Annotated in this window: 17 protein-coding genes; 8 read left to right on the top strand and 9 right to left on the bottom strand. The window is 74.3% G+C overall.

What is annotated here, in order from left to right:
• Positions 1–195 precede the first annotated feature (195 nt).
• The gene (locus OG455_RS33330) at positions 196–1146 is read left to right on the top strand and encodes a hypothetical protein (protein ID WP_266300008.1); all 951 of its coding nucleotides are present in this window, start codon (positions 196–198) and stop codon (positions 1144–1146) included.
• 7 nt (positions 1147–1153) lie between these two features.
• On the opposite strand, the gene OG455_RS33325 is transcribed toward OG455_RS33330, so the two are convergent.
• The 8 genes from OG455_RS33325 to OG455_RS33290 are packed head-to-tail and all read right to left on the bottom strand — an operon-like array spanning position 1154 to position 12146.
• Positions 1154–2032 (bottom strand): 4'-phosphopantetheinyl transferase superfamily protein, encoded by an 879-nt coding sequence (locus OG455_RS33325; RefSeq protein WP_266300007.1) that lies wholly within the window; start codon positions 2030–2032, stop codon positions 1154–1156.
• The gene (locus tag OG455_RS33320) at positions 2029–2259 is read right to left on the bottom strand and encodes a hypothetical protein (protein WP_266300006.1); all 231 of its coding nucleotides are present in this window, start codon (positions 2257–2259) and stop codon (positions 2029–2031) included. The genes OG455_RS33325 and OG455_RS33320 overlap by 4 nt, the downstream gene beginning before the upstream one ends.
• Positions 2259–4142: an HAD family hydrolase gene (locus OG455_RS33315; protein ID WP_266300005.1), complete on the bottom strand. Its 1884-nt coding sequence runs from the start codon at positions 4140–4142 to the stop codon at positions 2259–2261. Before OG455_RS33315 ends, OG455_RS33320 begins: the two co-directional genes overlap by 1 nt.
• Positions 4139–5152: a 3-oxoacyl-ACP synthase III family protein gene (locus OG455_RS33310; RefSeq protein WP_266301051.1), complete on the bottom strand. Its 1014-nt coding sequence runs from the start codon at positions 5150–5152 to the stop codon at positions 4139–4141. Before OG455_RS33310 ends, OG455_RS33315 begins: the two co-directional genes overlap by 4 nt.
• A gap of 32 nt (positions 5153–5184) precedes the next feature.
• Positions 5185–8238, bottom strand: coding sequence for a type I polyketide synthase (locus tag OG455_RS33305; protein ID WP_266300004.1), 3054 nt, complete (start codon positions 8236–8238; stop codon positions 5185–5187).
• Positions 8238–8549, bottom strand: coding sequence for an acyl carrier protein (locus tag OG455_RS33300; protein ID WP_266300003.1), 312 nt, complete (start codon positions 8547–8549; stop codon positions 8238–8240). The genes OG455_RS33305 and OG455_RS33300 overlap by 1 nt, the downstream gene beginning before the upstream one ends.
• A 31-nt stretch (positions 8550–8580) precedes the next feature.
• Positions 8581–10332, bottom strand: coding sequence for an acyl-CoA dehydrogenase (locus tag OG455_RS33295; RefSeq protein ID WP_266300002.1), 1752 nt, complete (start codon positions 10330–10332; stop codon positions 8581–8583).
• The gene (locus tag OG455_RS33290; RefSeq protein ID WP_266300001.1) at positions 10329–12146 is read right to left on the bottom strand and encodes a fatty acyl-AMP ligase; all 1818 of its coding nucleotides are present in this window, start codon (positions 12144–12146) and stop codon (positions 10329–10331) included. Before OG455_RS33290 ends, OG455_RS33295 begins: the two co-directional genes overlap by 4 nt.
• A gap of 201 nt (positions 12147–12347) precedes the next feature.
• On the opposite strand from OG455_RS33290, the gene OG455_RS33285 reads away from it, so the two are divergent.
• The 7 genes from OG455_RS33285 (at position 12348) to OG455_RS33255 (ending at position 22892) form a co-directional block, all read left to right on the top strand.
• The gene (locus tag OG455_RS33285; protein ID WP_266300000.1) at positions 12348–13907 is read left to right on the top strand and encodes an acyl-CoA carboxylase subunit beta; all 1560 of its coding nucleotides are present in this window, start codon (positions 12348–12350) and stop codon (positions 13905–13907) included.
• 57 nt (positions 13908–13964) lie between these two features.
• Positions 13965–14201, top strand: coding sequence for an acyl-CoA carboxylase epsilon subunit (locus OG455_RS33280; protein ID WP_266299999.1), 237 nt, complete (start codon positions 13965–13967; stop codon positions 14199–14201).
• A gap of 163 nt (positions 14202–14364) precedes the next feature.
• Positions 14365–15600 (top strand): cytochrome P450, encoded by a 1236-nt coding sequence (locus tag OG455_RS33275; protein WP_266299998.1) that lies wholly within the window; start codon positions 14365–14367, stop codon positions 15598–15600.
• A gap of 41 nt (positions 15601–15641) precedes the next feature.
• Positions 15642–16436 carry a hypothetical protein gene (locus tag OG455_RS33270; RefSeq protein WP_266299997.1) on the top strand — a complete coding sequence of 265 codons (795 nt, stop codon included), beginning with the start codon at positions 15642–15644 and terminating at the stop codon, positions 16434–16436.
• Between the two features lie 179 nt (positions 16437–16615).
• Positions 16616–17830 carry a cytochrome P450 gene (locus OG455_RS33265; RefSeq protein WP_266299996.1) on the top strand — a complete coding sequence of 405 codons (1215 nt, stop codon included), beginning with the start codon at positions 16616–16618 and terminating at the stop codon, positions 17828–17830.
• A 56-nt stretch (positions 17831–17886) separates the two neighbouring features.
• The gene (locus OG455_RS33260; protein ID WP_266299995.1) at positions 17887–20913 is read left to right on the top strand and encodes a condensation domain-containing protein; all 3027 of its coding nucleotides are present in this window, start codon (positions 17887–17889) and stop codon (positions 20911–20913) included.
• A 158-nt stretch (positions 20914–21071) separates the two neighbouring features.
• Entirely contained in the window at positions 21072–22892 is a 1821-nt protein-coding gene (locus tag OG455_RS33255; protein WP_266299994.1) for a non-ribosomal peptide synthetase, read from the top strand.
• Positions 22893–23130: 238 nt separating this feature from the next.
• On the opposite strand, the gene OG455_RS33250 is transcribed toward OG455_RS33255, so the two are convergent.
• Entirely contained in the window at positions 23131–23439 is a 309-nt protein-coding gene (locus OG455_RS33250) for a cupin domain-containing protein (protein WP_266299993.1), read from the bottom strand.
• Positions 23440–23478: the final 39 nt, after the last annotated feature.

The following is a 23478-nucleotide window of genomic DNA, read 5'->3' as shown; positions in this document are numbered from 1 at the left end:
TCCCCTGCCGACACGGATCACAGTGCCCGACCTTCGGCGGGGGCCACAGAGAAATCCCGCTGGCGTACAGTTGCGCTGCAGCAAGTTACGAACACCTGCGGGGGCGGAATGTCACGAGGCGATCACTCCGGGTTTGGCTTCGCCGAGCTCGATGACGCGAGCGCGGCGGCGTACCGCAAGGCTGTGGAACTAGGGTTGTTCAACCGGCGTGAGATCGCCAAGGAGTTGGACCTCTCCCAGGAGGAGACCGTCAGGTCCGAGGCCACACTGCGTCAGCTCAACCTGCTGCAGCCGATGCCCGGCGACCCGGAGGCGCTGGTCCCGGTGGGCCCGGACGTGGCCGCGGCCGAGCTGGTCTCGCCGACCGAGCAGGAGATCCACGAGCTGCAGCAAGCGGTCACCAGCGTGCGCACCAAGCTGCTCTCGCTCATGCCGGCCTACTTCGAGGGGCGCAGGCAGCGCAACCGGCTGGAGGCCTTCGACCTGATCACCGAAGGCCCGATGGTGCAGTCGCTGATCGACGAGGTGGGCAAGCGCTGCCGCACCGAGGTCCTCACGGTGCAGCCGGGCGGGGCCAGGCCGCCGGACGCTCTCTCCTCGGCGCGGGACGTGACCATGCAGTTCCTGGAGCGCGGGGTCAAGGTGCGCACCATCTACCAGCACACCGCCCGCAGCGACCTGGCGACCCGCTCCTACGTGCGCGAGGTGACCGCGGCCGGCGCCGAGGTGCGCACCGCCGACCAGTTGGTCGACCTTATGCTGATCTACGACCGCGAGCTGGTCTTCCTGCCGGAGCGCAGCGCGACCCCGGAGCGGCCGGGCGCGGCCGTGGTGCGGGAGCCGACGCTGGTCGCCTTCCTCTGCTCGGTCTTCGAGTTCATGTGGGACAGCGCGACGCCCTTCGTGGTCGACTCGCAGAAGGCCACGGCGACCTCCGACGACCTGAAGCAGTCGATCATCCGGCTGATGGTGCTCGGCTACAAGGACGAGATGGTGGCCCGGCGGCTGGGCATGTCGGTGCGCACCTGCCGGCGCCACATCTCCGAGATCACCGAGGAGTTGGAGGCCACCAGCCGGTTCCAGGCCGGCTACAACGTGGCCGTCTCCAACGCCCTGCGCGAGCCGCGGTCGCCGGAGGAGCGGTAGGGCCCGCTCAGCCGTCCTCCCCGGCCGGCTCGCCCGCCGGCGGTTCGTCCCCCAGCGCCTCGGTGATCGCCTCCACGCAGTCCTGGTCGAGCATGGTGGTGATCTCGGTGTCCAGCAGGGTGCCGAAGCCGGCGTCGTAGACGGCGGTGCTCACGGTGTAGCCGCTCTCCAGCACGAAGGTGCGGAAGGCCCACTCGCGCCCGGTACCGGTGCTGCCGTCCGGACGCTGCACCCGGACCGGCTTGCCGTCGGGGCCGAAGCCGAACTCGGTGAAGCGGAAGTGCATGCCCTGGCCGATCGCCTTGCTGTACGCCTCCTTGAGCGTCCACAGCCGCACCAGGCTGGGGTTGCGCTCCTCCTCCGGGAGGTTGCGCAGCATCACCAGCTCGTAGGGGGTGCAGACGTGCCGGCCGAGCCCGCTGCCGTACATCGGGCGCTCGGTGCGCTCGGCGTCCACGCCGATCAGGCCGCGGGTGGTGAGGCCCACCAGCAGCAGGTCCTCGGTGTGGCTGAGGCTGATGTCGATCTGGTCGCAGCCGCGCAGGTAGGGGCGCCCGGTGGCACCGTAGGCGAGTTCCAGCGTGCTCGGGTCGCCGCCGAGCACGGCGGCGGCGGCGCTCTTGAGCAGCACCCGGGAAGCGGCGTAGCGCTCGCGGACCTCGGCGTGGCCGAGGTCGAGGAAGCGGGACCAGTCGCGGCCGAGCAGGGTGCGCAGTTCCTCGCCCTCGGGCAGCGCCTTGTGCAGCTCGCTCAGCTGGGCGTAGGCCAGCGCGGTGCCGTGCGCGACCAGGTCGGCGCGCACCCGCTCCCAGTCCTGCTCTCCCGCGGTCACCGCGACCGGTTCGCCGAGCGGCGGACCGAGCGGCGAGTTCCCTGGGGCGGTCATCCCTGTTCCTCCATCAGCGCGTGGATCTCCGTGAGGCACTGGGCCTCCAGTAGCTTTCGAACCGAAATCCGTCGCCCTGATTCCCGCTCCAGCAGCACCACCAGGCGCAGCAGGTGGACGGAGTCCCAGCGGGGCAGCGTCGCCAGCGGCGCGTCGGCGGCGCCCGGGCCGTCGAGCTCCAGGCCCAGGTCGTCGCCGACCAGGTCGAGGAAACTGTCGAGGGTCATCACGAGGCCTCCGGTTCGGGGGTCTTCACCTGCAGGTGCCCGGGGGTGTCGGGGATACTCCGCAAGTCGTGGCGGTAGTCGACGCCGGGTCCTGGTCGGTCGGCGGCGCTGAAACCGAGGGACGGGTAGAACCCGGCGGCCCGGTGGTTCTTCGGGGTGGGCAGGTAGTGGGCGTGCACGGCGGGCTGCCCCTCGGCGCGGGCCCGGGCCAGCAGCGCGGCCAGGCAGGCCTGCTCGATGCCGCGGGCCAGCACCCGGCAGCTGAGCCACAGGTGGTCCAGGTGCAGTCCGTCCGGGGCGCGGCGGCCGAGCAGTGCGCCCACCAGGCCGTGATCGCCGAAGCGGTCACCGCTGCGGACCGCCAGCAGCAGGTCACCGTCCGGCCCGGCCGCGTGCCGGGCCAGCTCGGCCTCCGGCAGCCGGGCACCGGTGAGGTTGAACTGGTTGGTGCGCTGGGTGAGCTGGGCCAACCGGGCCAGCTCGTAGCCGCGCGGCGGGCCGATCTCCAACCAGATTTCAAGATCGTACAGGAAGTCCTGATAGGTACTCACTTGTGTTCTGCGGGCCGCGCGGTGCTGCTCCTGACGGTAGCGCGCGGGCCGTTCGCGGTCCTCCTCGGTCAGCCGCAGGGTGGCGAACCAGCCGTCCCGCAGCAGGGCCCGCAGGTGCAGCGCGGGTTCCTCGTCGATCGGGACCACCGCCACCCCGGGGGCGCCGTGGCGGACCTGGGCGCGCTCGGCCGGGGAGTCGTCCACGAAGACCAGCGCGTCCAGACCGAGGCCGAGCCGCTGCGCGATCTCGCGCAGATTTCCGTCCTTGGGAAGCCAGTTGGCGTTCACCGCCGCGAAGTGCTCCGGGCGCAGCGCCAGATCGGGGTGGTCGCGCAGCACCGCGCCGACCGCCGCGTCCTCGTTCTTGCTGCTGATCGCGAGCAGCACGCCCTGGGCGGCCAGTTGGGCGATGCCGCGCTGGAACCGACCGAAGGCGGCGCCGCGCAGGGTGCCGGCGGCGGCGATGCCCTCGGGGCCGTCCTCGTCCAGGATGCCGTCCCAGAGCGTCTGGTCGAGGTCGAGCACCAGGGCCTTGCGGGTGCGGCCGGTCAGGGCGCGGGCCAACTGGGCCGCCTCGCGGGCGTAGCCGGCCAGCAGCGCGGCACCGAGCCGGGCGCCGGCGTAGCAGGCCAGCCGGGGGTCGCAGAGCGGGCCGCCCTCGGCGAGCAGCGGGTCCAGGTCGAGCACCACCAGATCGGCCCGGTCCGCCGAGAGGCGCAGCAGCTCGGCGTTGAACTCCCGCCACACCGCGCCGAGTCGGGCGCGGGCGTGGTAGTCGACCAGCTGCCGGGCCCAGTGCGCGGGCAGCGGCAGGGTGTTGAGCACCAGCAGGCCGCCGGTGGTGCGCCCGTCCAGCACCGCGGTCAGTCGGCGCAGCGCCTGCGCCGCGGCCTGCTCGACGTCGGCCACCCGCCAGGGGGTGGGCACGGCGGCGAAGACGGTCTCGGCGTCCAGCAGGCAGAGGGTGAGCTCGGGTTCGGTGCCGGCGAAGGCGCCCGCGGGGCTGGTCAGATCGGCCTGCCAGGCGCCGTGGTCGCCGAGCAGCGGGCGCAGCAGCAGGCCGTGGCGGGCCAGTTCGGCGGTGAGTGGATCGAGCAGCTCGCCAACGGTGGACTCCCCCGTGACGGCGACGGTGAGCGCGCGGGTGCCGGGGTGGTGGGCGAGGACGGCCGCCGGGTCGGCGGCGGCCAGCAGCCGGCCGACCCGGGCCGCGTCGAGGTCGCCGGTGGCCAGCTCCTCACAGCCGGCGAGCAGCGGTGCGACCTGGTCGTAGTCCCGCTCCAGCCGTCCCTGGGCGCGCAGTTCGCGCAGCCGCTCGATCACCGCGCTCACCGCAGGGCGGCCTTCTCCAGGGCGAACCCGGTCTTGATCCACTTGCTCGACTCGATGCTCACGGCCAACGCCCGCTCGCCTTCGCCCAGTTCGCCGAGCAGCTGGTCGAGCTGCAGGAACGGCAGCGCGTTGGCGGTGTTGCCGGTGGCCCGCACGCAGGAGATCTCGCGGGCCCGCGGCAGGGCGAGCCGCCGCACGATCCGCTCGGTCATCGCGCCCGAGAGTTGCGGCGGCAGCAGGTAGCCGACCTCCTCGGCGGCCCAACCGGTCAGCTGGAGCAGGTCCCAGAGCGCCTCGGCGGCGAGCTCCGGAACGCCGCTCTCGATCGCCTTGTAGTCCTCCATGACCATCCGGCGCGGGGAGTGGCGGTCGCTGACCCCGTACCAGTCCACCAGCTGGCCCGGTGCCCGGCCCAGGCCGACGAAGCGGTTGAGCACCGCCTTGACCTCCACCGCCTCGCCGAGCGGATCGCCGCTCAGCACGGCGGCGCCCGCGCCGTCGCCGAAGATCAGGTAGTTGACCAGCTCCTCGGAGCTCAGCTCGGTCAGGTCGCGGCTCAGGTCCAGGTGGCGGTGGGTCACGTCACCGCCGATCACCAGGCCGGTGCGGTACCCGGTGCCGAGCAGCGCGCGGGCCAGGTCAAGCGCCTGCACCGCGCCGGAGCAGCCGGCCTGCACCTGGTGGACGGGGAGCTGGTCCAGGCCCAGCAGATCGGCGGTCTGCGTCGCGGTGGTGGGCAGCAGGGTGTCGGGCGTCGCGGTGGCCAGCACCAGGAACTCGATGTCGGCCGGCTCCAGCGCGGCGGCGGCCATCGCCTGCGCGCCGGCCTCGGCGCACAGGTCGGTGAGCGTGCGCAGCACCTCGCCGGTGCCCAGGTCCCAGCCGAAGTGCCGGGTCTCGGTGCCGACGAAGATGTCGATCCACTCGTCGCTGACACCCAGCAGCTTGCCCAGCCGCGCGTTGTCCACCGGCTCGCCGGGCAGCGCGGTGCCCACCGCACCCAGGTACATCCTCGTCCCGTTCACTCTCTCCCCCATCCCAGTCACGCGGCCTGCTCCGTGATCAGTTCAGCCAGGAACGCCGTCAGCGAGTCGACCGTGCGCAGCGCCGGCAGCAGGTCACGCACCGGGACCGGGCCCAGCTGCGGCAGCCGGCTCTCGATCCGGTCCTTGAGCTGCACGGTCATCACGGAGTCGAAGGCCAGGTCCTCGTAGAACCGGGCCGCTCCCACCACCCGCCCCTCGGGATAGCCGCCCAGCTCGGCCACCGTCTCGATCACGGCGGCCAGCAGCGGGGAGGGCGGCGCGGTGCCCGGTGCCGGGCGCACCGCCGCCGACGGCGCCTGGGCCGCCGTCGCTGCCGTCGCCGTTGTGGCTGCCGTCGCCGTTGCGGCTGCCGTCGCCGTTACGGCTGCCGTTGCCGTTGTGGCCGCTGTTGCCGCTGTTGCCAGTGCTGAGACGTCCACCAGCGGGCGCGCGGTTGCGCGCGCGCCGGCGCCGGGCGAGGCGGCGGGCGAGGCGGCGGCGCTCCAGCGGAACCGGTGCTCGGTGGCGAAGACGTAGGGCCGCAGCCGCTCGGCGCGCCGGTCCTCGGGCTCGTAGAGCTCCTCCCAGTGCGGGTCGAGGCCGGCCAGGTAGAGGGTGGCGAGCAGGTCGGCGAGCTCGTGCCCGGTGGCCTCGGGCCCGGGGGCCGGGTGCAGCAGCCGGGCGCCGGGGGCCAGCGCGGCGCGGCGCACCAGCGCGAGCAACTGGCGCTGCGGGCCGATCTCCACCAGGTGGGTGGGGGCCGCCTGGGCCACCAGCGCGCTGACGGCGTCGGCGAACAGCACCGGTTCGGCGGCGTGGCCGGCCCAGTACCGGGCGTCCATCGGCTCGGTGCCGAGCAGCGCTCCGCGCCGGGTGGAGGCCAGCGGGATGACCGGCGCCGCCACGTCCAGTTCGAGCCCGCGCAGCCGCTCGGCGGCCGGGGCGATCAGCGGGGAGTGGAAGGCGCGCGAGACCCGCAGCGCGCGGCTGCGCAGACCACGCCCGGTGAGCCGCGCCTCGATCCGCGCCAGTGCCTCGCCCGCGCCGGAGAGCACGGTGTCCTGCGGGCCGTTGACGGCGGCGATCACCACCTGCGGCTCGTCGAGCAGGAGTTCGCCGAGTTCGGCGGCGCCGGCCCGGACCGCGAGCATGCCGCCGGGCTCGGTGGCCTCCATCGCCTTGGCCCGCTCGGCGACCAACTCGGCCGCGCTGTCCAGGCCCAGGGCGCCGGCGATGGTGGCGGCGGCGATCTCGCCGAGGCTGTGCCCGGTGACGGCGGCCGGCACCACGCCGAGGTCGGTCAGGGTGCGGGCCAGCGCGTAGCCGACGGCGAAGAGCGCGGGCTGGGAGTGCAGCGGGTCGTGGATCCGCTCGTCGCCGCCGAGGATCGACTCGGCCACCGAGAAGCCCAGATGGGGCCGCAGGGCCTCGTCGGCGGCGGCCAGGTGGCGCCGGTAGGGGGCCGACTCGCGGTGCAGGCCGGCCGTCATGCCCGGGTACTGGCAGCCCTGGCCGGTGAAGACGAAGGCCACCACCGGCTTCTCCCAGGGGCGTTGCAGGCTCTGCGGCCCACCGTCCGCGCCGGCGGCCCGGCGCAGCTCGTCGACCAGCTCGGCGCTGTCGCGCACGGTGGCCGCGAAGCGGTAGGGCAGGCCGGTGCGGGCGCGGTTGCTGCTCCAGCAGAGCGCGGCCGCCGCCGAGCGCGGGCGCTTGGCCAGCGCCTCGGCCTGGGCGGCCAGGTTGCGCAGCAGCGCGGCGGGGGTGTCGGCGGTGAGCGTGAAGACCCCGGCGGCGGCCGGGCGGCGGGCCGCGGCCGGGCGCCGGGCGGGCGGGGCGCTGGCCAGCACGGCGTGCGCGTTGGTGCCGCCCATGCCGAAGCTGGACACGCCCGCCAGCTGCTCGCCGGCCGGCAGCCGCAGCGGCGAGCGGAGCAGCGCCAGGCCCCGCTCCGCCAGTCTGAGCTGCTCGTTGACCTGCTCGGCGCCCTGGCTGGCCGGGACGATCCGGTGGTGCAGCGCCAGCGCGACCTTGATCAGCCCGGCGATCCCGGCGGCGCCCTCGGTGTGCCCCAGGTTGCCCTTGACCGAGCCGATCGCCAGCGGACGCGCCCGCGGCACCCCGTGCACCGCGCCGAGCGCCGCGCACTCGATGGCGTCGCCCAGCGCGGTGCCGGTGCCGTGCGCCTCGATGAAGGCGATCTGCTCGGGGGCGACCCGGGCCCGCCGGTAGGCGGCCTGCAGCAGCTGCTGCTGGGCCCAGCGGTTGGGCGCGGTCACCCCGTTGCTGCGGCCGTCCTGGTTGACGGCGGTGGCCTTGAGCACGGCGTAGATCCGCTGCCCGTCGGCCTGCGCGTCGGCCAGCCGGCGCAGCACCACCGCGCCGAGGCCGTCGCCGCGCCCGATCCCGTCGGCCCGTGCGCTGAACGGCTTGCACCGCCCGTCCGGCGCGGCCAGGCCGAGCTGGGCGTAGACCTGGTTGAGCGCGGGGGTGAGCTGGAGGTTCACTCCCGCGGCCAGCGCGGTGTCGCACTCCCCGGCGAGCAGCGCGTTGCCCGCCAGGTGCACCGCGACCAGCGCGGAGGAGCAGGCGGTGTCCACCGCGATGCTCGGTCCGGTCAGGTTGAGGTGGTAGGAGATCCGGTTGGCGGTCATCCCCGCGCTGCCGCCCGCGCCCAACTGCGGGGTGACGCGGGCCGGGTCGGCCATGGTGAGCCGGCCCCACTCGCCGCCCATCACGCCGACGTAGACCCCGGTGTCGGTGCCGGTCAGCCGGGTGGGCGGGCGCCCCGAGTCCTCCAGCGCCCGCCAGGCGCAGTGCAGCAGCAGCCGGTGGTGCGGGTCCATCACGGCCGCCTCGCGCGGGGTGACGGTGAAGAACTCGTGGTCGAAGACGTCGGCGTCGGCCAGCAGGCCGACCGGCGCGGGCAGCCCCGGCACGGTGGCCGCCTCCCAGCGCCGCTCGGGCACCTCGGCGCTCACCTTGCCGCCGCGCAGCAGCAGCTCCCAGTAGGCCTCCAGGCCCGCCGCGCCGGGGAACGCGCAGTCCATCCCGACGATGGCCAGCTCACCCATCAGCTCCGCTCCTCCGCCGCCTTGGGCAGCTCCTCGGCCAGGAAGCCGAGCAGCGCGCGGACGGTGGGGTGGTCCCAGAGCAGGGTCTGGTCGACCTCCAGGCCGAAGACCTCCTCCAGGTCGCCGCACAGGCTCAGCGCACAGACCGAGTCCATGCCGTACTCCGCCAGCGGCACGTCCGGGTCGATGGCCAGCGCCGGGCGCTCCAGGTAGCAGGACAGGCGGTCGAGCAGCCACTCCTGCAGCGGCTTGCCGCCCTCGGCGAGCAGGGCGGCGGACGCGGCGGCGCTCTGGTGCGCGGATGTTGTCATGGCGGGTCTCCTTCGGGCGTGGCCGGGCCGGTCAGCCGGGAACGGGGGTGTTGAAGAGGTCGAAGGTGCGCCGCGTGGTGTGGCGCAGCTGGATCTCGTGGCCGATCCGCAGCGCGCACTCGGGCGGCAGCTCCACCGGAGCGGCGCCCAGCCGCCGGGCGACCTGCTGCAGGGCCGCCGCCGCCCAGGAGGCGTCGGCCAGGAACGGGTCGCCGCCGCCTTGGCCCCGCAGCCAGACGCCGAGCACCGCCGCGGCCGCCAGCAGCAGGGCGTAGCGGTCCACCAGGGCGAAGCAGGCGGCGCCGACGGGCACCGCCCGCCCGCCGGCCGTCATCGCCAGCACCCGGTCGCGCAGTTCGCGCAGTTCCCCGGTGAGCAGTTCGGCCAGCTCGCGCAGCGCGCGCTCGGCCGGGCTGCGCCCGGGGATCCGCTCGGCGGCGGTGACCAGGGCGGCGGTCAGGCTGTCCCGCCCGCTGGCCAGGCCGATCGCGGCGGTGTCCAGCGTGGGCAGGTCCCCGTGCGGGGCGAAGAGCGCGGCCGGCGCGGCCTCCTCCCGGAACCAGGAGCGGGCGGCCAGCCGGGGCAGCTGCGGGATCAGCGTCGACTGGCAGGCGACGGTGCCCGCGTGGCCCAGGCTGAGCACCGGCACGTCGCGGATGTGCTTCTGGAAGATGCCGCGGGTGCCCTCGGTGGTGTGGAAGCCGGCCCCCAGCACGATCGACAGGTCGTACATGGCCGCGACCGGCAGCTGCGGCAGCAGGTACTTGAGCGCGGCGGAGTAGACGCTCGTCTCGGCCGGGCGCAGGTGCAGCGCCCGCAGGGCCACCACCGCGAGGCTGTCGTAGAGCAACAGGTTGACGAAGGCGCCGGTGAACGCCGCCTCGGTGGTGGCCGAGTCGTTGCCCGCGGTGCGCCAGCCGCGCGCCCGGTGCTCGCGGTCGAAGGAGAGCGCGGTGCGCAGGTTGGTGTCCACCGCCGCCACCGCCAGGGCGCTGACCACGGTGCGGCTGATCTGGAACGAGCGCTCGGCGGTGGCGATCCCGCCGCCCTGCTCGCCGAGCAGCGCCTCACGCGGGATCGGGCAGTCGCGGAACTCCAGGCCGGCGAAGCGCAGGCCGCGCAGGCCCACCGCCAGGTGGCGCGGCAGGATGGTGGCGTGCTCGCGCGGCAGCTCGCCGGGGTCGAGCAGCAGCACCGACTGGCTGCCGCTGCCCGGGGCCGGGTCGGTGCGGCAGAACAGCACCAGCGCCTCGGCCCGGTCCAGGTTGCTGATCACCGGCTTGGCGCCGTTCAGCAGGAAGCCGCCCGGCACCGGGCGGGCGGTCATCTGGCTGCGCACGTAGTCGTTGCTGTGCGCGGTCTCGTGCTGGGCGATGGTGGCCCGCGCGCCGCCGAGCAGCAGCGCGGCCAGCCAGCGGCGCTGGCGCTCGTCACCGGTGGCCCAGACGTCGTTGGCCGCCATGTAGCTGAGCATCCCGTAGCCCATGCCCAGGCCAACGTCCCGGCGGAAGACCGGGCGCAGCATCCGCACCAGGTGGTCCATCCGGGTGAGCCGGCCGCCCAGCTCGCGCGGCACGAACTCGCGGGCGAGGCCGAGCTCGTCGAGCACCGCCTCGCCCTCGGTGAACGGCACGGCGGCCCGGTCGGCGCGCATCAGGGCGGCGAAGCCCAGCGGGTTGCCGGGGTCGGTGGGATCGCCGAGGCGGTCCTCCAACTCGGCCACCCGCAGTGGCAGTTCGGCCTTCCGCCGGGCGGCGGGGGCGGCGGCCGGGGCGGCGCTCACCACGCGCGGGCCCCCTCGGCGGTGAGCGGCGGCAGCAGGTCGTCCCCGAGCTCGACGGCCCGGGACCTGACCAGCTCGTGCACCTGCGGGGTGAGCACCTCGTACTCGCCCTGCAGCGCGCCGGCCAGGAAGAGCCTGCGCATGGTGGTGCGCTGGACCTTGCCGCTGGTGGTGCGCCGCACGGTGCCCGGGGGCACCAGCAGCACGTTGCCCGCCGGGATGCTGAACTCGCGGCCGATCAGCGCCTGGATCGCGTGCGCCAGGGTGCGCAGCGCCTGCGGGTCGGCACCGGCTCCGCGCACCTCCTGGACCAGCACCAGCTGCTCGCGGTCGGCCTCCACGGCGAAGGCCGCGCCGAAGCCCAGGGTCAGCGCCGGGCGCACCGAGCGGGCGGCCCACTCGATGTCCTGCGGGTAGATGTTGCGGCCGTTGAGGATCACCAGCTCCTTGAGCCGGCCGGTGACGAACAGCTCGCCCTCGTCCAGCACGCCGAGGTCGCCGGTGCGCAGGAACGGGCCCTCGCCGTCCGCCAGCGCGGCGGCGAAGGTCAGCTCGCTCTCGCCGGGCCGCTTCCAGTAGCCGCGCGCCACGCTCTCGCCGCGCAGCCAGATCTCGCCGACGGCGCCGTCGGGCAGCGCCCGGCGGGTGGTCGGGTCGACGATCCGCGCCCGCAGGCCGACCGGCCGACCGCAGCCCACCAGGGTCCGGGCGGGCCGCCCCGGCAGGGCCGGCAGCAGCTGGTCGCGCTCCAGCGCGAGCGGGTCCACGACGCGCTCGGTGGGGCCGGCGCCGGGCTCGCCGCCGGAGACCACCAGCGTGGCCTCGGCCAGACCGTAGGCGGGGAAGAGCGCCCCGGGGTCGAACCCGGTGGGGGCGAAGCGCTCGGCGAAGGCCCGCAGGCTCTCGGCCCGCACCGGCTCGGCGCCGTTCAGCGCGAGGCGCCAGCGGGACAGGTCGAGGCCCGCCAGCTGCTCGTCGGTGATCCGGCGCACGCACAGGTCGTAGCAGAAGTTGGGGCCGCCGGCCACGGTCACGCCGTAGCGCTCGATCGCCTGCAGCCAGCGCAGCGGGCGCCGCACGAAGGAGTCGGGCGCGACCTGCACCGAGAAGCTGCCGAGCAGCACCGGGTGCAGCAGGTGCGCGATCAGGCCCATGTCGTGGTAGTACGGCAGCCAGCTGCCGAACCGGTCCGCCGCGGTGGTGCCCAGCAGGGAGCGCAGCGACTCCTGATTGGCCAGCAGGTTGCGGTGCGTCACCATCACGCCGCGCGGGTCGGCCACCGAGCCCGAGGTGTACTGCAGGAAGGCCAGGTCGTCCGGGCCGGCGGGCACCTCGCGCCAGTCCTCGGGAGCGCCGAGTTCGGGCAGGTCGATGGCCAGGCAGACCACGTCCTGCCGGTTCGCCTGGGCGAGCCAGAGCGATACCTCGGGGGCGCCCTCGCTGTCGGTCAGCACCAGGCGCGCGCCGGTGTCGGCGAGCACCGAGCCGGCGCGGTGCAGCCGCTTGCCGTGGCCGCCGTCGCCCGGCATGGGGGCCGGGACGGCGACCGCGCCGGCGTACAGGCAGGCCGCGAAGGCGGTCAGGAAGCGGGTGGTGGAGGTGTGCAGCAGCAGCACCGGCTCACCGGTGGCGCCCAGCGACTGCAGGCAGGAGGCGATCCGCCGGGCCTCGCGGTCGAGCCGGCCGTAGGTCAGGTGCTCGGCCACCGGTCCGCCGGGCGCGTCCCGCAGGTGGACGTGGACGTCCTGCTCCGCGAGCTCGGCCGCCCGGGCCCGCAGCAGCTGGGTGAACGTGTCGAATCGCGGTGCGGCCATTCCCGGTATCCCCCTCGTGCTGTTCGTCTGCTGTCGACACGTGATCCTCACTCGTCAGCGCTAAAGCGGCCCTTAAACGTCACACCCCCCTCGGACAGGGGTGGCCAGGGGTGCTCAGGCCGGACGGGGCGAGGTGATCCTCGGTCGGAACCAGGGCCTGTGCAGGGCCCCGACGGCCTCGACCGACCAGATGGGTGGAGTATGTCTGCTACCGACCTCCGGGTGAGAGCGGCCGAGCTGCGCGCGGTCAAGGAGGACGCCGAGTTCGGCCCCTCGCTGGCCGCCACCGAGGCCCAGCACCAGCGCGGCAAGCTCACCGTGCGCGAGCGTCTTGAACTCCTCTTCGACCCGGGCACGTTCCGCGAGATCGAGCAGCTGCGCCGGCACCGGGCCACCGGGTTCGGCCTGGAGGACCGCCGACCGCCGACCGACGGCGTGGTGACCGGCTGGGGCAAGGTGGCGGGCCGCACGGTCTTCACCTACGCCCACGACTTCCGGATCTTCGGCGGCTCGCTGGGCGAGGCGCACGCCGAGAAGATCCACAAGGTGATGGACCTGGCCCTGGCGGCCGGCGCGCCGCTGGTCTCGCTCAGCGACGGGGCCGGTGCCCGGATCCAGGAGGGCGTCACCGCGCTGGCCGGCTACGGCGGCATCTTCCGCCGCAACGTGGCCGCCTCCGGGGTGATCCCGCAGATCTCGGTGATGCTGGGCCCCTGCGCGGGCGGCGCCACCTACTCCCCCGCGCTGACCGACTTCGTCTTCATGGTCCGCGACATCGCCCAGATGTACATCACCGGGCCCGACGTGGTGCAGGCGGTGACCGGCGAGCAGATCACCCACAACGGGCTCGGCGGCGCCGAGGTGCACTCCTCGGTCTCCGGGGCCAGCGCCTTCCTCTACGACACCGAGGAGGACTGCCTGGCCGAGGTGCGGCACCTGATCTCGCTGCTGCCCGCCAACAACCGCGAGCTGCCGCCCCGGGTGAGCCCCGGCGATTCGGTGGACCGGGTCAACGAGCGCCTGTTGGAGCTGGTGCCGGCCGACCCCAACCGCTCCTACGACATGCGCGCGGTGATCGAGGAGATCGTCGACGACGGCGACCTCTTCGAGGTGCACGCCACCTGGGCGACCAACATCATCTGCGCGCTGACCCGGCTCGACGGCCACGTGGTCGGTGTGGTGGCCAACCAGCCCGCCTCGCTGGCCGGCGTGCTCGACATCCACGCCTCGGAGAAGGCGGCGCGCTTCGTGCAGACCTGCGACGCCTTCAACATCCCGCTGGTCACCCTGGTCGACGTGCCCGGCTTCCTGCCCGGCGGCGACCAGGAGCACGGCGGGATCATCCGGCACGGCGCCAAGCTGCTCTACTCCTACTGCGCGGCCACCGTGCCCCGGGTGCAGGTGATCCTGCGCAAGGCCTACGGCGGCGCCTACATCGTGATGGACTCGCGCTCGATCGGCGCCGACCTCTCCTACGCCTGGCCGACCAACGAGATCGCCGTGATGGGCGCCGAGGGCGCGGCCAACGTGGTCTTCCGCCGCGAGATCGCCGCCTCCGACGACCCGGAGGCCGCCCGGGCGCAGCGGGTCAAGCAGTACCGGCAGGAGCTGATGCACCCGTACTACGCGGCCGAACGCGGCCTGGTGGACGACGTGATCGACCCGGCCAGGACCCGGGCGGTGCTGATCGACGCGCTGGAGGTGCTGCGCGCCAAGCACGCGCCGCTGCCCGAGCGCAAGCACGGCAACCCGCCGTTCTGACGGGCACACGGAGTTGACGGGCGGCCAGAGTTGATGGACGGACAGAGGGGAGAGCAGGTGTCTGCGGCACCCACGCCCGCACCAGGACCCGCGCTGCTGCGGGTCGTGGCCGGCCGCCCGGACGCGGCGGAACTGGCCGCCGTCACGGCCGTGTTGCTGCGCGCCCGCGCGGCGGCGCTGGCGGCCCAGGCGGCCCAGGCGGCCGCCGAGGAGGCCGAGGAGGCCGCCGGCTCGGGCTGGCGGCCCGGCCGGCGCGGCTCCTACCGGCAGGCCGGCAGCTGGGCGATCCGGTAGCACCCGGCGCCGGCCCACCGGTCGCGCGCACCCGGCCGCCGGCCGACGCGCTCTGTGGGGTCCACCCGGACCCGCTAGGGGTTCTCGCCCCACCCAGCCCGCAGCTAGCTTTCCAGCCGGAAGGCCGCGCGGCACCACGGTTCACCACTGGCTAAGGATCCTGATGACTATTCCGGCGGGCGACCAGCTCCAGGAGCAGGCCAAGACTGCCACCTTCGTCTGGCAGATGAGCGAACTCGGCGATCCTTACGCCAAGTTGCTGCTGCGTCAGGTCAACCCCTACCGCTTCTGCGAGCAGGCGCGCGAGCTGGGGCCGATCCACCGCAGCAAGGTCGGCCCCTGGGTGACCGCGGACCACAAGCTGGCGCTGGGCATCCTGCGCGACCGCCGGTTCGGCGTGCGCCGGGCCGACGGCACCCGCGACCTGGCCCAGTTCACCTCGATGGACGACTCCTTCCTCAAGCTGGACCCGCCGGACCACACCCGGCTGCGCCGGATGGTCACCCCGTTCTTCGGCGCCCGCCGGTTCAACGCGCAGCGCCCGCGGATCGAGGCGCTCTGCCACGAGCTGCTGGACGCCGTGGAGCCCGGCGCGGTCTTCGACCTGATGGACCAGCTGATCCGGCCACTGATGAACACCCTGGTCCGCGACCTGTTCCAGGTGCCGGCCGCCGCCGCCGAGCGCTTCGACCGCAACTGCACCACCACGGGCCGGGTGTTCGAGGGCTTCGCCTCCCCCGAGCAGTACGAGGAGCTGGAGACCGCCGTCACCGACCTGCGCGAGGTGCTGACCGAGCTGGTCGAGCTGCGCCGCGCCGAGCCGGGCGACGACGTGGTCAGCGAGCTGCTCGCCTCCTACGGCCAGGGCGGGGTCACCATGGACGAGGTGATCGGGGTGCTCGGGCTGCTCTCCATCGCCGGCACCGAGTCCACCTCGCACCTGATGGGCAACGGCCTGCTCGCCCTGCTGGAGCACCGCGACCAGTGGGAGCTGCTGCTCGCCGATCCGGACCTGGCGCCCAAGGTGGTCGACGAGACGCTGCGCTACGACCCGCCGAACCAGCTGATCAGCCGGGTCGCCCACGTGGACGTGGAGCTGGCCGGGGTCCGGATCGAGGCCGGCGACTCGGTCATCATCCTGACCGGCGGCGCGAACCGGGACCCGCAGGCCTACCCCGATCCGAACCGCTTCGACATCACCCGCGAGGGCGGCCCCGAGTCCCTCACCTTCTCCACCGGAATCCACTTCTGCCTGGGCGCGGCCCTGGCCAGGACGGCGGCCGAGATCTGCTTCCGCGTGCTGGTCGACCGGATGCCCACGCTGCGCCAGGCGGGACCGGTGCGGCGGCGGATGGCCTCCTCGATCCGCGGCCTGCACCGCTTCCCGGTGACGGCGTAACAGCCCTCGCTCCGCCCCTTTTAGCGAACCTGGATGGAATCATGGCAAGCAGCAGTTCCTGGGACATCCTCAACGACACCGGCGAGGGCGACCTGGTGCTCGCCGTCGACTACTCGGTCAACGGCCGCCGGGAGGCGGGCTTCCGCGACCTCTCGGCCAACCTCGGCGCCGGCGTGTCGATCTGGGAGACGCTGGCCCCGCCGGTCGGCGAGGAGGAGGGCCTGAACGGCGACGCCTACCTGGCCCGCTGGCTGGACGAGGTGCGCGACAGCGGCCGCCGGGTCACCGCGGTGCTCGGCTACTGCGCAAGCAGCGCCTTCGCCAGCGCGATCGCCGACGGCATCGCCGGCTGGCAGGTGCAGGGCCCCAAGCCGGTGCTCTTCGACCCGACGCCGTCCACCGCCTGGACGATCCTGCACTTCGGCTTCTTCAAGGTGATCGAGTCACTGACCGCCTCGCTCTCCGAGGTCGACGTGGTCGAGGCGCAGAAGGCCGGTTGGGAGGCGGCCGCCCGCAACGGCGAGGACCTGGAGGCCTTCCGCACCGAGATCGTGGCCATCTACCGCTCGCTGGGCGACAAGGCCTTCGAGAAGCTGGGCCTCAACGCCGAGTTGGGCGAGCAGCTGGTGGCCTGGTTCCGCGGCTACGTCTCCTACCTGATCGCGGCGGCGGAGTTCACCGGCAAGTTCGACCTGTCGGCCACCACCGTGATCTGCTCCTCGGCACTGGAGGAGAGCCCGGGCGAGGTGCTCGCCGAGCACCGCTTCGACGTCGACCACTCGGACCTGCTGCGCGACGTCGAGGTCGCCAAGGCCGTGGCCGAGATCCTGAACTGACGGAGCGTCAGCCGCACGCACCGTCCACCGAGCTGCGCCGAGGCCCCCAACCCCTGTGCGGGCCTCGGCGCTCCGTGCGCTCGCCGCTCGTCCCGCTCTCCCGCTCGTCCCGCACACACGTCCCCGCACGTCCGCACTCGCCCCTGAGGAGACCGATGCCCGCCCCGACGGACCAGGAAATGGAAGAGTATCTCCAGACCTCGCGGTTCATCTGGTACATGGGCGCGCTCGGCGACCCGTACGCGCTGCTGCTGCGCGGCCAGGAGGACCCCTACCAGTACTTCGAGCAGGTCAGGGCGCGCGGTCCGCTGCACCTGAGCCGGCTGGGCACCTGGGTGACGGCCGACCACGCGCTGGGCAACAAGATCCTGCGTGACGGCCGGTTCGGCACCCGCCGGGGCGACGGCGCCCGGGTGGCGCCGCAGTTCTCCTCGCTGGACGACTCCTTCCTCAAGCTCGACCCGCCGGACCACACCCGGCTGCGTCGCCTCTCGATCCCGCTCTTCAGCCCGAAGATGATGTCCGGCTACCGCCCGCACGTCGAGCACGTCTGCGACGAACTGCTCGACCGGCTCGACCTGGAGGGCGGCTTCGACCTGGTCCAGGACTTCGCCAAGCACCTGCCGATCGCGCTGATCCGCGGCCTGCTCGGGATCCCGGAGGAGTTCCGGGAGAAGTTCGACCGCTGCTGCCACGGCTCCGCGCTGGTCCTGGAGGGCTTCGTCTCGCCCGAGCAGACCGAGGAGCTGCAGTACGCGGTGGACGGCCTCTACGAGGTCTTCTCCGACCTGATGGAGCTGCGCGCCGCCGAACCCGGCGAGGACGTGATCAGCCGGCTGGTCGCCGCCGAGCAGGAGGGCCTGCTGACCCGGCGAGAGTCGATCGGCGTCTGCGGCATCATCGCGGTGGCCGGCACCGAGACCACCACCAACCTGGTCGCCAACGGCACCCTGGCCCTGCTGGACCGCCCCGAGCAGTGGGAGATGCTCCGCAAGGACCCCGACCTGGCCTCCGGCGTGGTCGAGGAGACCCTGCGCTGGGACTCCCCCGCGCAGTTGGCCACCCGGGTCGCCCACAGCGAGGTGGAGATCGCCGGGCACACCATCCCCGAAGGCGCGCTGGTCGCGGTCCTGACGGCGGCCGCCAACCGCGACCCGGCGGTCTTCGCCGAGCCCGAACTCTTCGACATCACCCGCAACTCCAAGGCCGAGCACCTGGCCTTCTCCGGCGGCCCGCACTACTGCCTGGGCGCGCCGCTGGCCCGGATGGAGGGCGAGGTCGCCTTCCGCACCCTGGCGGCCCGGCTGCCCGAGCTGCGCCAGACCGGGCCGGTGGACCGCTGGGTCTCCGCCTCGGCCCGCGGCCTGCGGCACTTCCCGGTAGCGGCCCGCTGATCCCCCGAACGCCCTTCGGGACACTTCTTACTGAGGACGAGGACGGAGACGGGGACATGGACCCTCGCGAGAACAGCCAGGCGCCGGGCGCCGATGGCCGGCCGGCCGACACACAGCCGGCCGGCGCGCAGCCGGCCGCGACGCGGCCCGCCGCCACGCGCAAGGAAGAGGCGATGTGGCTGCTGGAGCGGCTGGTGCCGGGCAGCAACGTCAACAACGTGCCCGGCGCCACCGTGCGGGTCGAGGGCCGCCTTGACCCGGATCTGGTGCTGGCCTCGGTGAACGCGCTGCTGCGCCGCCACCCGGTGCTCCGCACGGTCTACCACGCCGACGCGACCAGCCTGCGCAAGGCGGTGCTGCCACCCGAGCCCGCCACCCTGCCGCTGGAGCGCCACCGCGTCGCCTCCGAAACCGAACTCACCGAGGGGCTGCGCGAGTTCGTCGCCCGAACGTTCCCGCTGGACGGCAGCCCGCTGGTCCGCCTGGCGCTCTTCTCCACGGCCGACGCCGATGTGCTCTGCCTGGCCGTGCACCACCTGGTCTTCGACAGCACCTCCAGCACCGTCTTCCTGGAGGAGCTGGCCCACGTCTACGACCTGGCGGCCGGCGGCCAGGACCTGACCGCGATCCCGGTCGAGGAGGTGCCGACCTTCGAGGAGCGGGTGCCCGACGACAAGAGCCTCGCGTACTGGCGGGCCCAGCTGGAGGGCTTCGACCCGGACAGCGGCGAGCTGTGGCTGGGCAGCCGCCCCGGCGGCTCCGGCACGCTGGCCGGCGACCACCGGGTGCACCGGCTCTCCGCCGAGGCCTCGGCGATGCTGCGCGGCGCCCAGCGCTCACTACGGGCACCGGACGCGGTGGTGCTGCTGGCCGCCTACTTCCTGCTGCTCGCCCGGCACGGCGCGGGTCCCGACTTCGCGGTCGGCCTGCCGGTCAACATCCGCGACCAGAAGGTCCAGCGGACGATCGGCTACCACGTGAACATCCTGCCGCTGCGCACCACCATCGACCTCGGGGCCACCTTCAAGGACTTCGTCCGCCAGGTCCGCGACAGGTTCCTGGAGGCGGTCGCGCACGCCGACGCCCCGGTGGACGTGCTGCTCGCCGACGCGCCGCGGATCGAGGCGACCTGGCGCTCGGCACTCTTCCGGCACGTCTTCAACTTCCTGCCCGGGCGCGGCACCCGCGAGTACCGGATCGGCGGCCTGCCGGGGCGGCTGGAGATCGTGGAGACCGGGAGCAGCAAGTTCGACCTGGAGTTCCTGATCGTCCCGATCGGCGAGGGCTACGAGATCAAGGCCATCTACTCGACCGACGTGCACACCGCCGACGAGGTGGAGCTGCTGCTGGAGCGCTACGACGAGCTGCTCAGCGGGCTCGGCCGGGACCCGGAGCTGGCGCTCGGCGCGGTGCCGGCCTTCTCCGACACCGACCGCGCGGTGCTGGGCGCGGCGGCCGGCCCCACCTTCGACGGCCCCGGGCTGGTCCCGGCGCTCGCCGCCCGGGTGGCCGCCGAGCCGGACGCCGTCGCCGTCCAGGAGCCGTCCCGCTCGGTCAGCTACCGGCAGCTGTGGCAGGCCGCGCTGGCCACCCGTGAGCTGCTGGTGGCGCACGGCGTGGGCCGCGCGGACACCGTGGGCGTCAGCGCGGCGCCCGGCGCCGAGCTGCTCGCGGCCGCCCTGGGCTGCTGGCTGGCCGGCGCCTCCTACGTCCCGCTGACGGAGCTGACGGCGGACGCGGACGCGGACGTGAAGCTGGTGCTGGCCGCCCCCGGGGCCGCCTCGGCGGCGGTGGCCGAGCGACTGCCGCTGGTGGCGCTGGCCGCGCCGGGCGAGGGCGGCCTGCCCGAGCCGCTCACCGCCGCGCCGGACCCGGACGCGGAGGCGGTGGGTGAACTGACGCATCGTCAGCTCGCGGTCCTGCTCTCCCACTTCTCGAAGCAGCTGGCCACCGGCGACGGAGCGGGGGCGAGCACGGCGGCCCACCGGGTGGACGCGCTGTGGCGCTCACCGCTGGGGGCCGAGGGCGCACTGCTGGAGGTCTGGCTGCCGCTCGCCACCGGCGGGCGGATCGTGCTCGCCGCCGAGGAGGCGGCGCTGACCGACACCCTGGCGGCCCACCCCGACGCGCTGCTGCAGGCGCCCGCCACCGACTGGTGGCGCCTGCTCGCCGCCGTCGAGGGCAGGCTGCTCGACCGCCCGGTGCTGGTCACCGGCGCGGGCCTGAACCTCGCGCTGGCCGCCCGGCTGCGCTCGGCCGGCGCCCGCCCGCACACGCTGCGCGGCTGGTGGGGCGCGGCCGCGCTCCGAGCGGCAGGGACCCGCGTGCCGGCCGAGCTCACGCCGCTGGCGGGCGTGCGGGCCGAGGTCACCGCGCCCGATGGCGGCGCGCTGCCGATCGGGGTGCGCGGCGAGATCCGCGTCGCCGCCTCCGGCGCCCTGGCGCCCACCGGCCTGCTGGGCCGCTGGACCCGGGAGGGCGACCTGGAGGTGCTCGGCGAGCTGGGCCGCCGGCTGCGGCGCAAGGGCGGCGCGGTCCAGCCCGAGCAGGTCGAGCAGGTGCTGGCCGGACACCCCTCGGTGGCCGCCGCCGCCGTGCTGGAGCTGCCCGGCCCTGGTGCGGCCGACCCCGTGCTGGTCGCCCTGGTCCAGCGGGTGCCCGGCCTGCGCCAGGACGACCCGCAGCTGATCGCCGAACTCCAGGACCTGGCCACCGCGCGGCTGCCGCACGCCGCCGTTCCCGACCGGATCGCCGTGCTGGCCGCGCTGCCAAGCGCCCCGGACGGCACCGTCGACCAGTTGGCACTGCCCGCCGTGGCCACCGAGGCGCTGGCCCTGGCCGGCCCGGGCGGCGACGAGCACCTGCCGCTGCTGGTCGGGCTCTGGCAGGAGCTGATCGGCCGCCCCGACCTCGACGCGGACGCCAACTTCTTCACCAGCGGCGGCCATTCGCTGCTGGCCGCGCAGCTGGTGCAGCGGGTGGAGGAGCGCACCGGGGTCCGGCTGCGACTGGCCGACGCCTTCGAGCACCCCACGCCCGCGGCGCTGGCCGCCCGGATGACCGCCGTGGCGCGGGCCGCCTGAGCCCTGGCGCGGCGCGCCCGCCCCAGCTGTCGTCGCCCAGCCGTCGTCACCCAGCTGTCGTCGCCCAGCCGTCGTCACCCAACTGTCGTCGCCCAGCCGTCGTCACCCACCCCGACTCCCTTTCTCGTGTCCGTTCTTGTGTCCAGGAGGACCCAGCCGTGGCAGGACCAGCGCCCCACCCGGAGTGGAATCCGGCTCCCCACCCGCCGACCCGCGGACAGACCGTGCACGAGCTCTTCGACTGGTGCGTCGAGCGCGGGCCGCGGGCCGTCGCGGTGCGCCACGGCGAGCGCCGGGTCGGTTACGCCGAACTGGCCGAGGCCTCCCACGCCTACGCCGCCGAGCTGGAGCGACTCGGTGTCGGCCCCGGCACCCTGGTCCCGGTGCTGATGCCGCGCTCCCCGGAGTTCCTGGCCGTGCTGCTCGCCGTGCTGCGGCGCGGCGCCGCCTATGCCGCGCTCGACCCGCGCTGGCCCAGGCCCCGGCTGGACGGCCTGCTGGAGCGGCTGGCCGGACCGGTGCTGGTCACCACCGAGGCCGGCCCGTGGGCGAAGCCCGCGTGGGCGCCGCCCGCCGTGGAGGCCGTCGAGCCCGGTCGGCGCCCCACCCCGGTCGCGGTCACCGGCGACGACCCGAGCGCCGTCTTCTTCACCTCCGGCAGCACCGGCACCCCCAAGGGCGTGCTCACCGCGCACCGCGGCAACGTGCGCCTCTTCGACCGGTGGGCCTTCGCCCCGGTCGGCGGCGGGGCCGTGATGCCGCAGTCGCTCGCCGCCACCTGGGACGCCTTCGGCCTGGACTCCTGGGCCGTGCTGCTCGGCGGCGGCACCATCGTGATCCAGCAGGACTCCCTCGAACTGGCCCGCCGGCTGCGCGAGCTGATCGCCGAGCAGGACGTGGACACCGTCTTCCTGCCCACCGCCGTCTTCCACCTGGTGGTCGACAGCGACCTGGACGCCTTCGCCGGCCTGAAGGTGCTGGGCACCGGCGGCGAGCGGCTCTCCGCCACCCACGCCCGCCGGTTCCTGGAGCGCCACCCCGGCATCCCGCTGCACAACATGTACGGACCGGTCGAGTCGACCATCGCCGCCACCGGCCACCTGGTCACCCTCGCCGACTGCGACGAGAGCGGCCCCGGCATCCCGATCGGCCGCCCCTACGACAACACCGCCGTGCACATCCTGGACGGCGCGGACCAACTCTGCGCCGTCGGCGAGACCGGCGAGATCTGCCTCTCCGGCGCGGGCCTCGCGCTCGGCTACCTGAACGACCCCGGGCTGACCGCGCAGCGCTTCGTCGCCCTGCCGCTGGGCCAGGACGGCGCGCCGGTGCTGGTCTACCGGACCGGCGACCTGGGCCGCTGGTCCGAGCAGGGCCTGATCCACTTCGAGGGCCGCGCCGACCGCCAGGTGAAGCTGCGCGGCTTCCGGGTCGAACTGGACGACGTCGAGCAGGGCGCCCGCCGGGTCGAGGGCGTGGGCAGCTGCGCGGTGGTCCCGCTGGCCGGCCCGGACGGCGCCTGCGAGGACCTCTGCCTCTTCTACGTCCCCTCCGGCGGCAGCCGGCTGACCGAGGACCAGCTGCGCACCGCCCTCGCCGCGGCGCTGCCCGGCTACCTGGTCCCCGGCCAGATCCACCGCCTCGACCAGCTCCCGGTGCTGGAGGACCGCAAGGTCGACCGGCACACCCTGGCCGCCCTGGCCGTGCGCCTGCGCACCCAGGGCGCCGACGGCGACAGCCCGCGGGGCACCACCGAGCAGCTGCTCGCCGACCTGTTCCGCGAGATCCTCGGCGTCGCCGCCGTCCCGCGCGACATCTCCTTCTTCGCCCTGGGCGGCACCTCGCTGACCGCCGCCCAACTGGCTGGCCGCCTGGAGCAGCAGTTCGCGGTGCGGCTGCGGCTCGCGGAGATCTTCGACGCGCCGACCGTCCGCGACCTGGCCCGCACCCTGGAGGCGAGCCCGGCACGGGTGGACTGAGCCGCCGCGCCTGAACGTGTCCGAGGTGTCCGGGGTCCCGCCGATCGATCGGCGGGACCCCGGACACGTTCAGGCGCTCGCCGCCGGTGAACCGCACGGACCCCACGGCCCGTCACACCAGTGGGAGCCCACCGCATCCCGGTGGCCGGAGCCCCCCCGACCCGGTGGCCGGCCGGTACACCGACAGTGCCGGCCGGCCGCTCCCCCCGCAGGCCGCCTCGCGCCTCCTCACCCCGGCTCACCCCGGCTCGGCCACCTCCAGGATCACCAGCGTGCCCGCGCTCCCGGCCCGCACGGCGTGCCGGACCCCGGCCGGAACCTCGCAGACCTCGCCCTGACGCACCGTCATGTCCTCTTCCCCCAGGTGAAGTTCCAGCCGCCCGTCGAGGACGAACAGCAGCTCGGCGGCAGCGTGCACCTCCTCCTCGACGGGCAGCTCGTCCATCCGCAGCACCTTCAGCCGGGCCGTCCCCACCTGCCCGAGCAGCTGGGACCGCCAGGCCCGCGGCAGCGCGGCCGCGGTGTCGAACACGTTGATCGGACTCATGGTCAGCGAAGCTACCCGCGCCACGGCCGCCGTTGGTCG

The organism is Kitasatospora sp. NBC_01287 (assembly GCF_026340565.1).
In the GTDB taxonomy this organism is placed as follows: domain Bacteria; phylum Actinomycetota; class Actinomycetes; order Streptomycetales; family Streptomycetaceae; genus Kitasatospora.
Note: the sequence above shows the minus strand (reverse complement) of the source record. Positions and strands in the feature narration are given on the sequence as shown.

Bases quoted from the DNA above. Each gene is read 5' to 3' on its own strand.
- OG455_RS33325 (WP_266300007.1), bottom strand. From the start codon at position 2,032: ATGACCGCCCCAGGGAACTCGCCGCTCGGTCCGCCGCTCGGCGAACCG.
- OG455_RS33320 (WP_266300006.1), bottom strand. From the start codon at position 2,259: ATGACCCTCGACAGTTTCCTCGACCTGGTCGGCGACGACCTGGGCCTG.
- OG455_RS33310 (WP_266301051.1), bottom strand. From the start codon at position 5,152: ATGTACCTGGGTGCGGTGGGCACCGCGCTGCCCGGCGAGCCGGTGGAC.
- OG455_RS33305 (WP_266300004.1), bottom strand. From the start codon at position 8,238: ATGGGTGAGCTGGCCATCGTCGGGATGGACTGCGCGTTCCCCGGCGCG.
- OG455_RS33300 (WP_266300003.1), bottom strand. From the start codon at position 8,549: ATGACAACATCCGCGCACCAGAGCGCCGCCGCGTCCGCCGCCCTGCTC.
- OG455_RS33290 (WP_266300001.1), bottom strand. From the start codon at position 12,146: ATGGCCGCACCGCGATTCGACACGTTCACCCAGCTGCTGCGGGCCCGG.
- OG455_RS33285 (WP_266300000.1), top strand. From the start codon at position 12,348: ATGTCTGCTACCGACCTCCGGGTGAGAGCGGCCGAGCTGCGCGCGGTC.
- OG455_RS33275 (WP_266299998.1), top strand. From the start codon at position 14,365: ATGACTATTCCGGCGGGCGACCAGCTCCAGGAGCAGGCCAAGACTGCC.
- OG455_RS33270 (WP_266299997.1), top strand. From the start codon at position 15,642: ATGGCAAGCAGCAGTTCCTGGGACATCCTCAACGACACCGGCGAGGGC.
- OG455_RS33265 (WP_266299996.1), top strand. From the start codon at position 16,616: ATGGAAGAGTATCTCCAGACCTCGCGGTTCATCTGGTACATGGGCGCG.
- OG455_RS33260 (WP_266299995.1), top strand. From the start codon at position 17,887: ATGGACCCTCGCGAGAACAGCCAGGCGCCGGGCGCCGATGGCCGGCCG.
- OG455_RS33250 (WP_266299993.1), bottom strand. From the start codon at position 23,439: ATGAGTCCGATCAACGTGTTCGACACCGCGGCCGCGCTGCCGCGGGCC.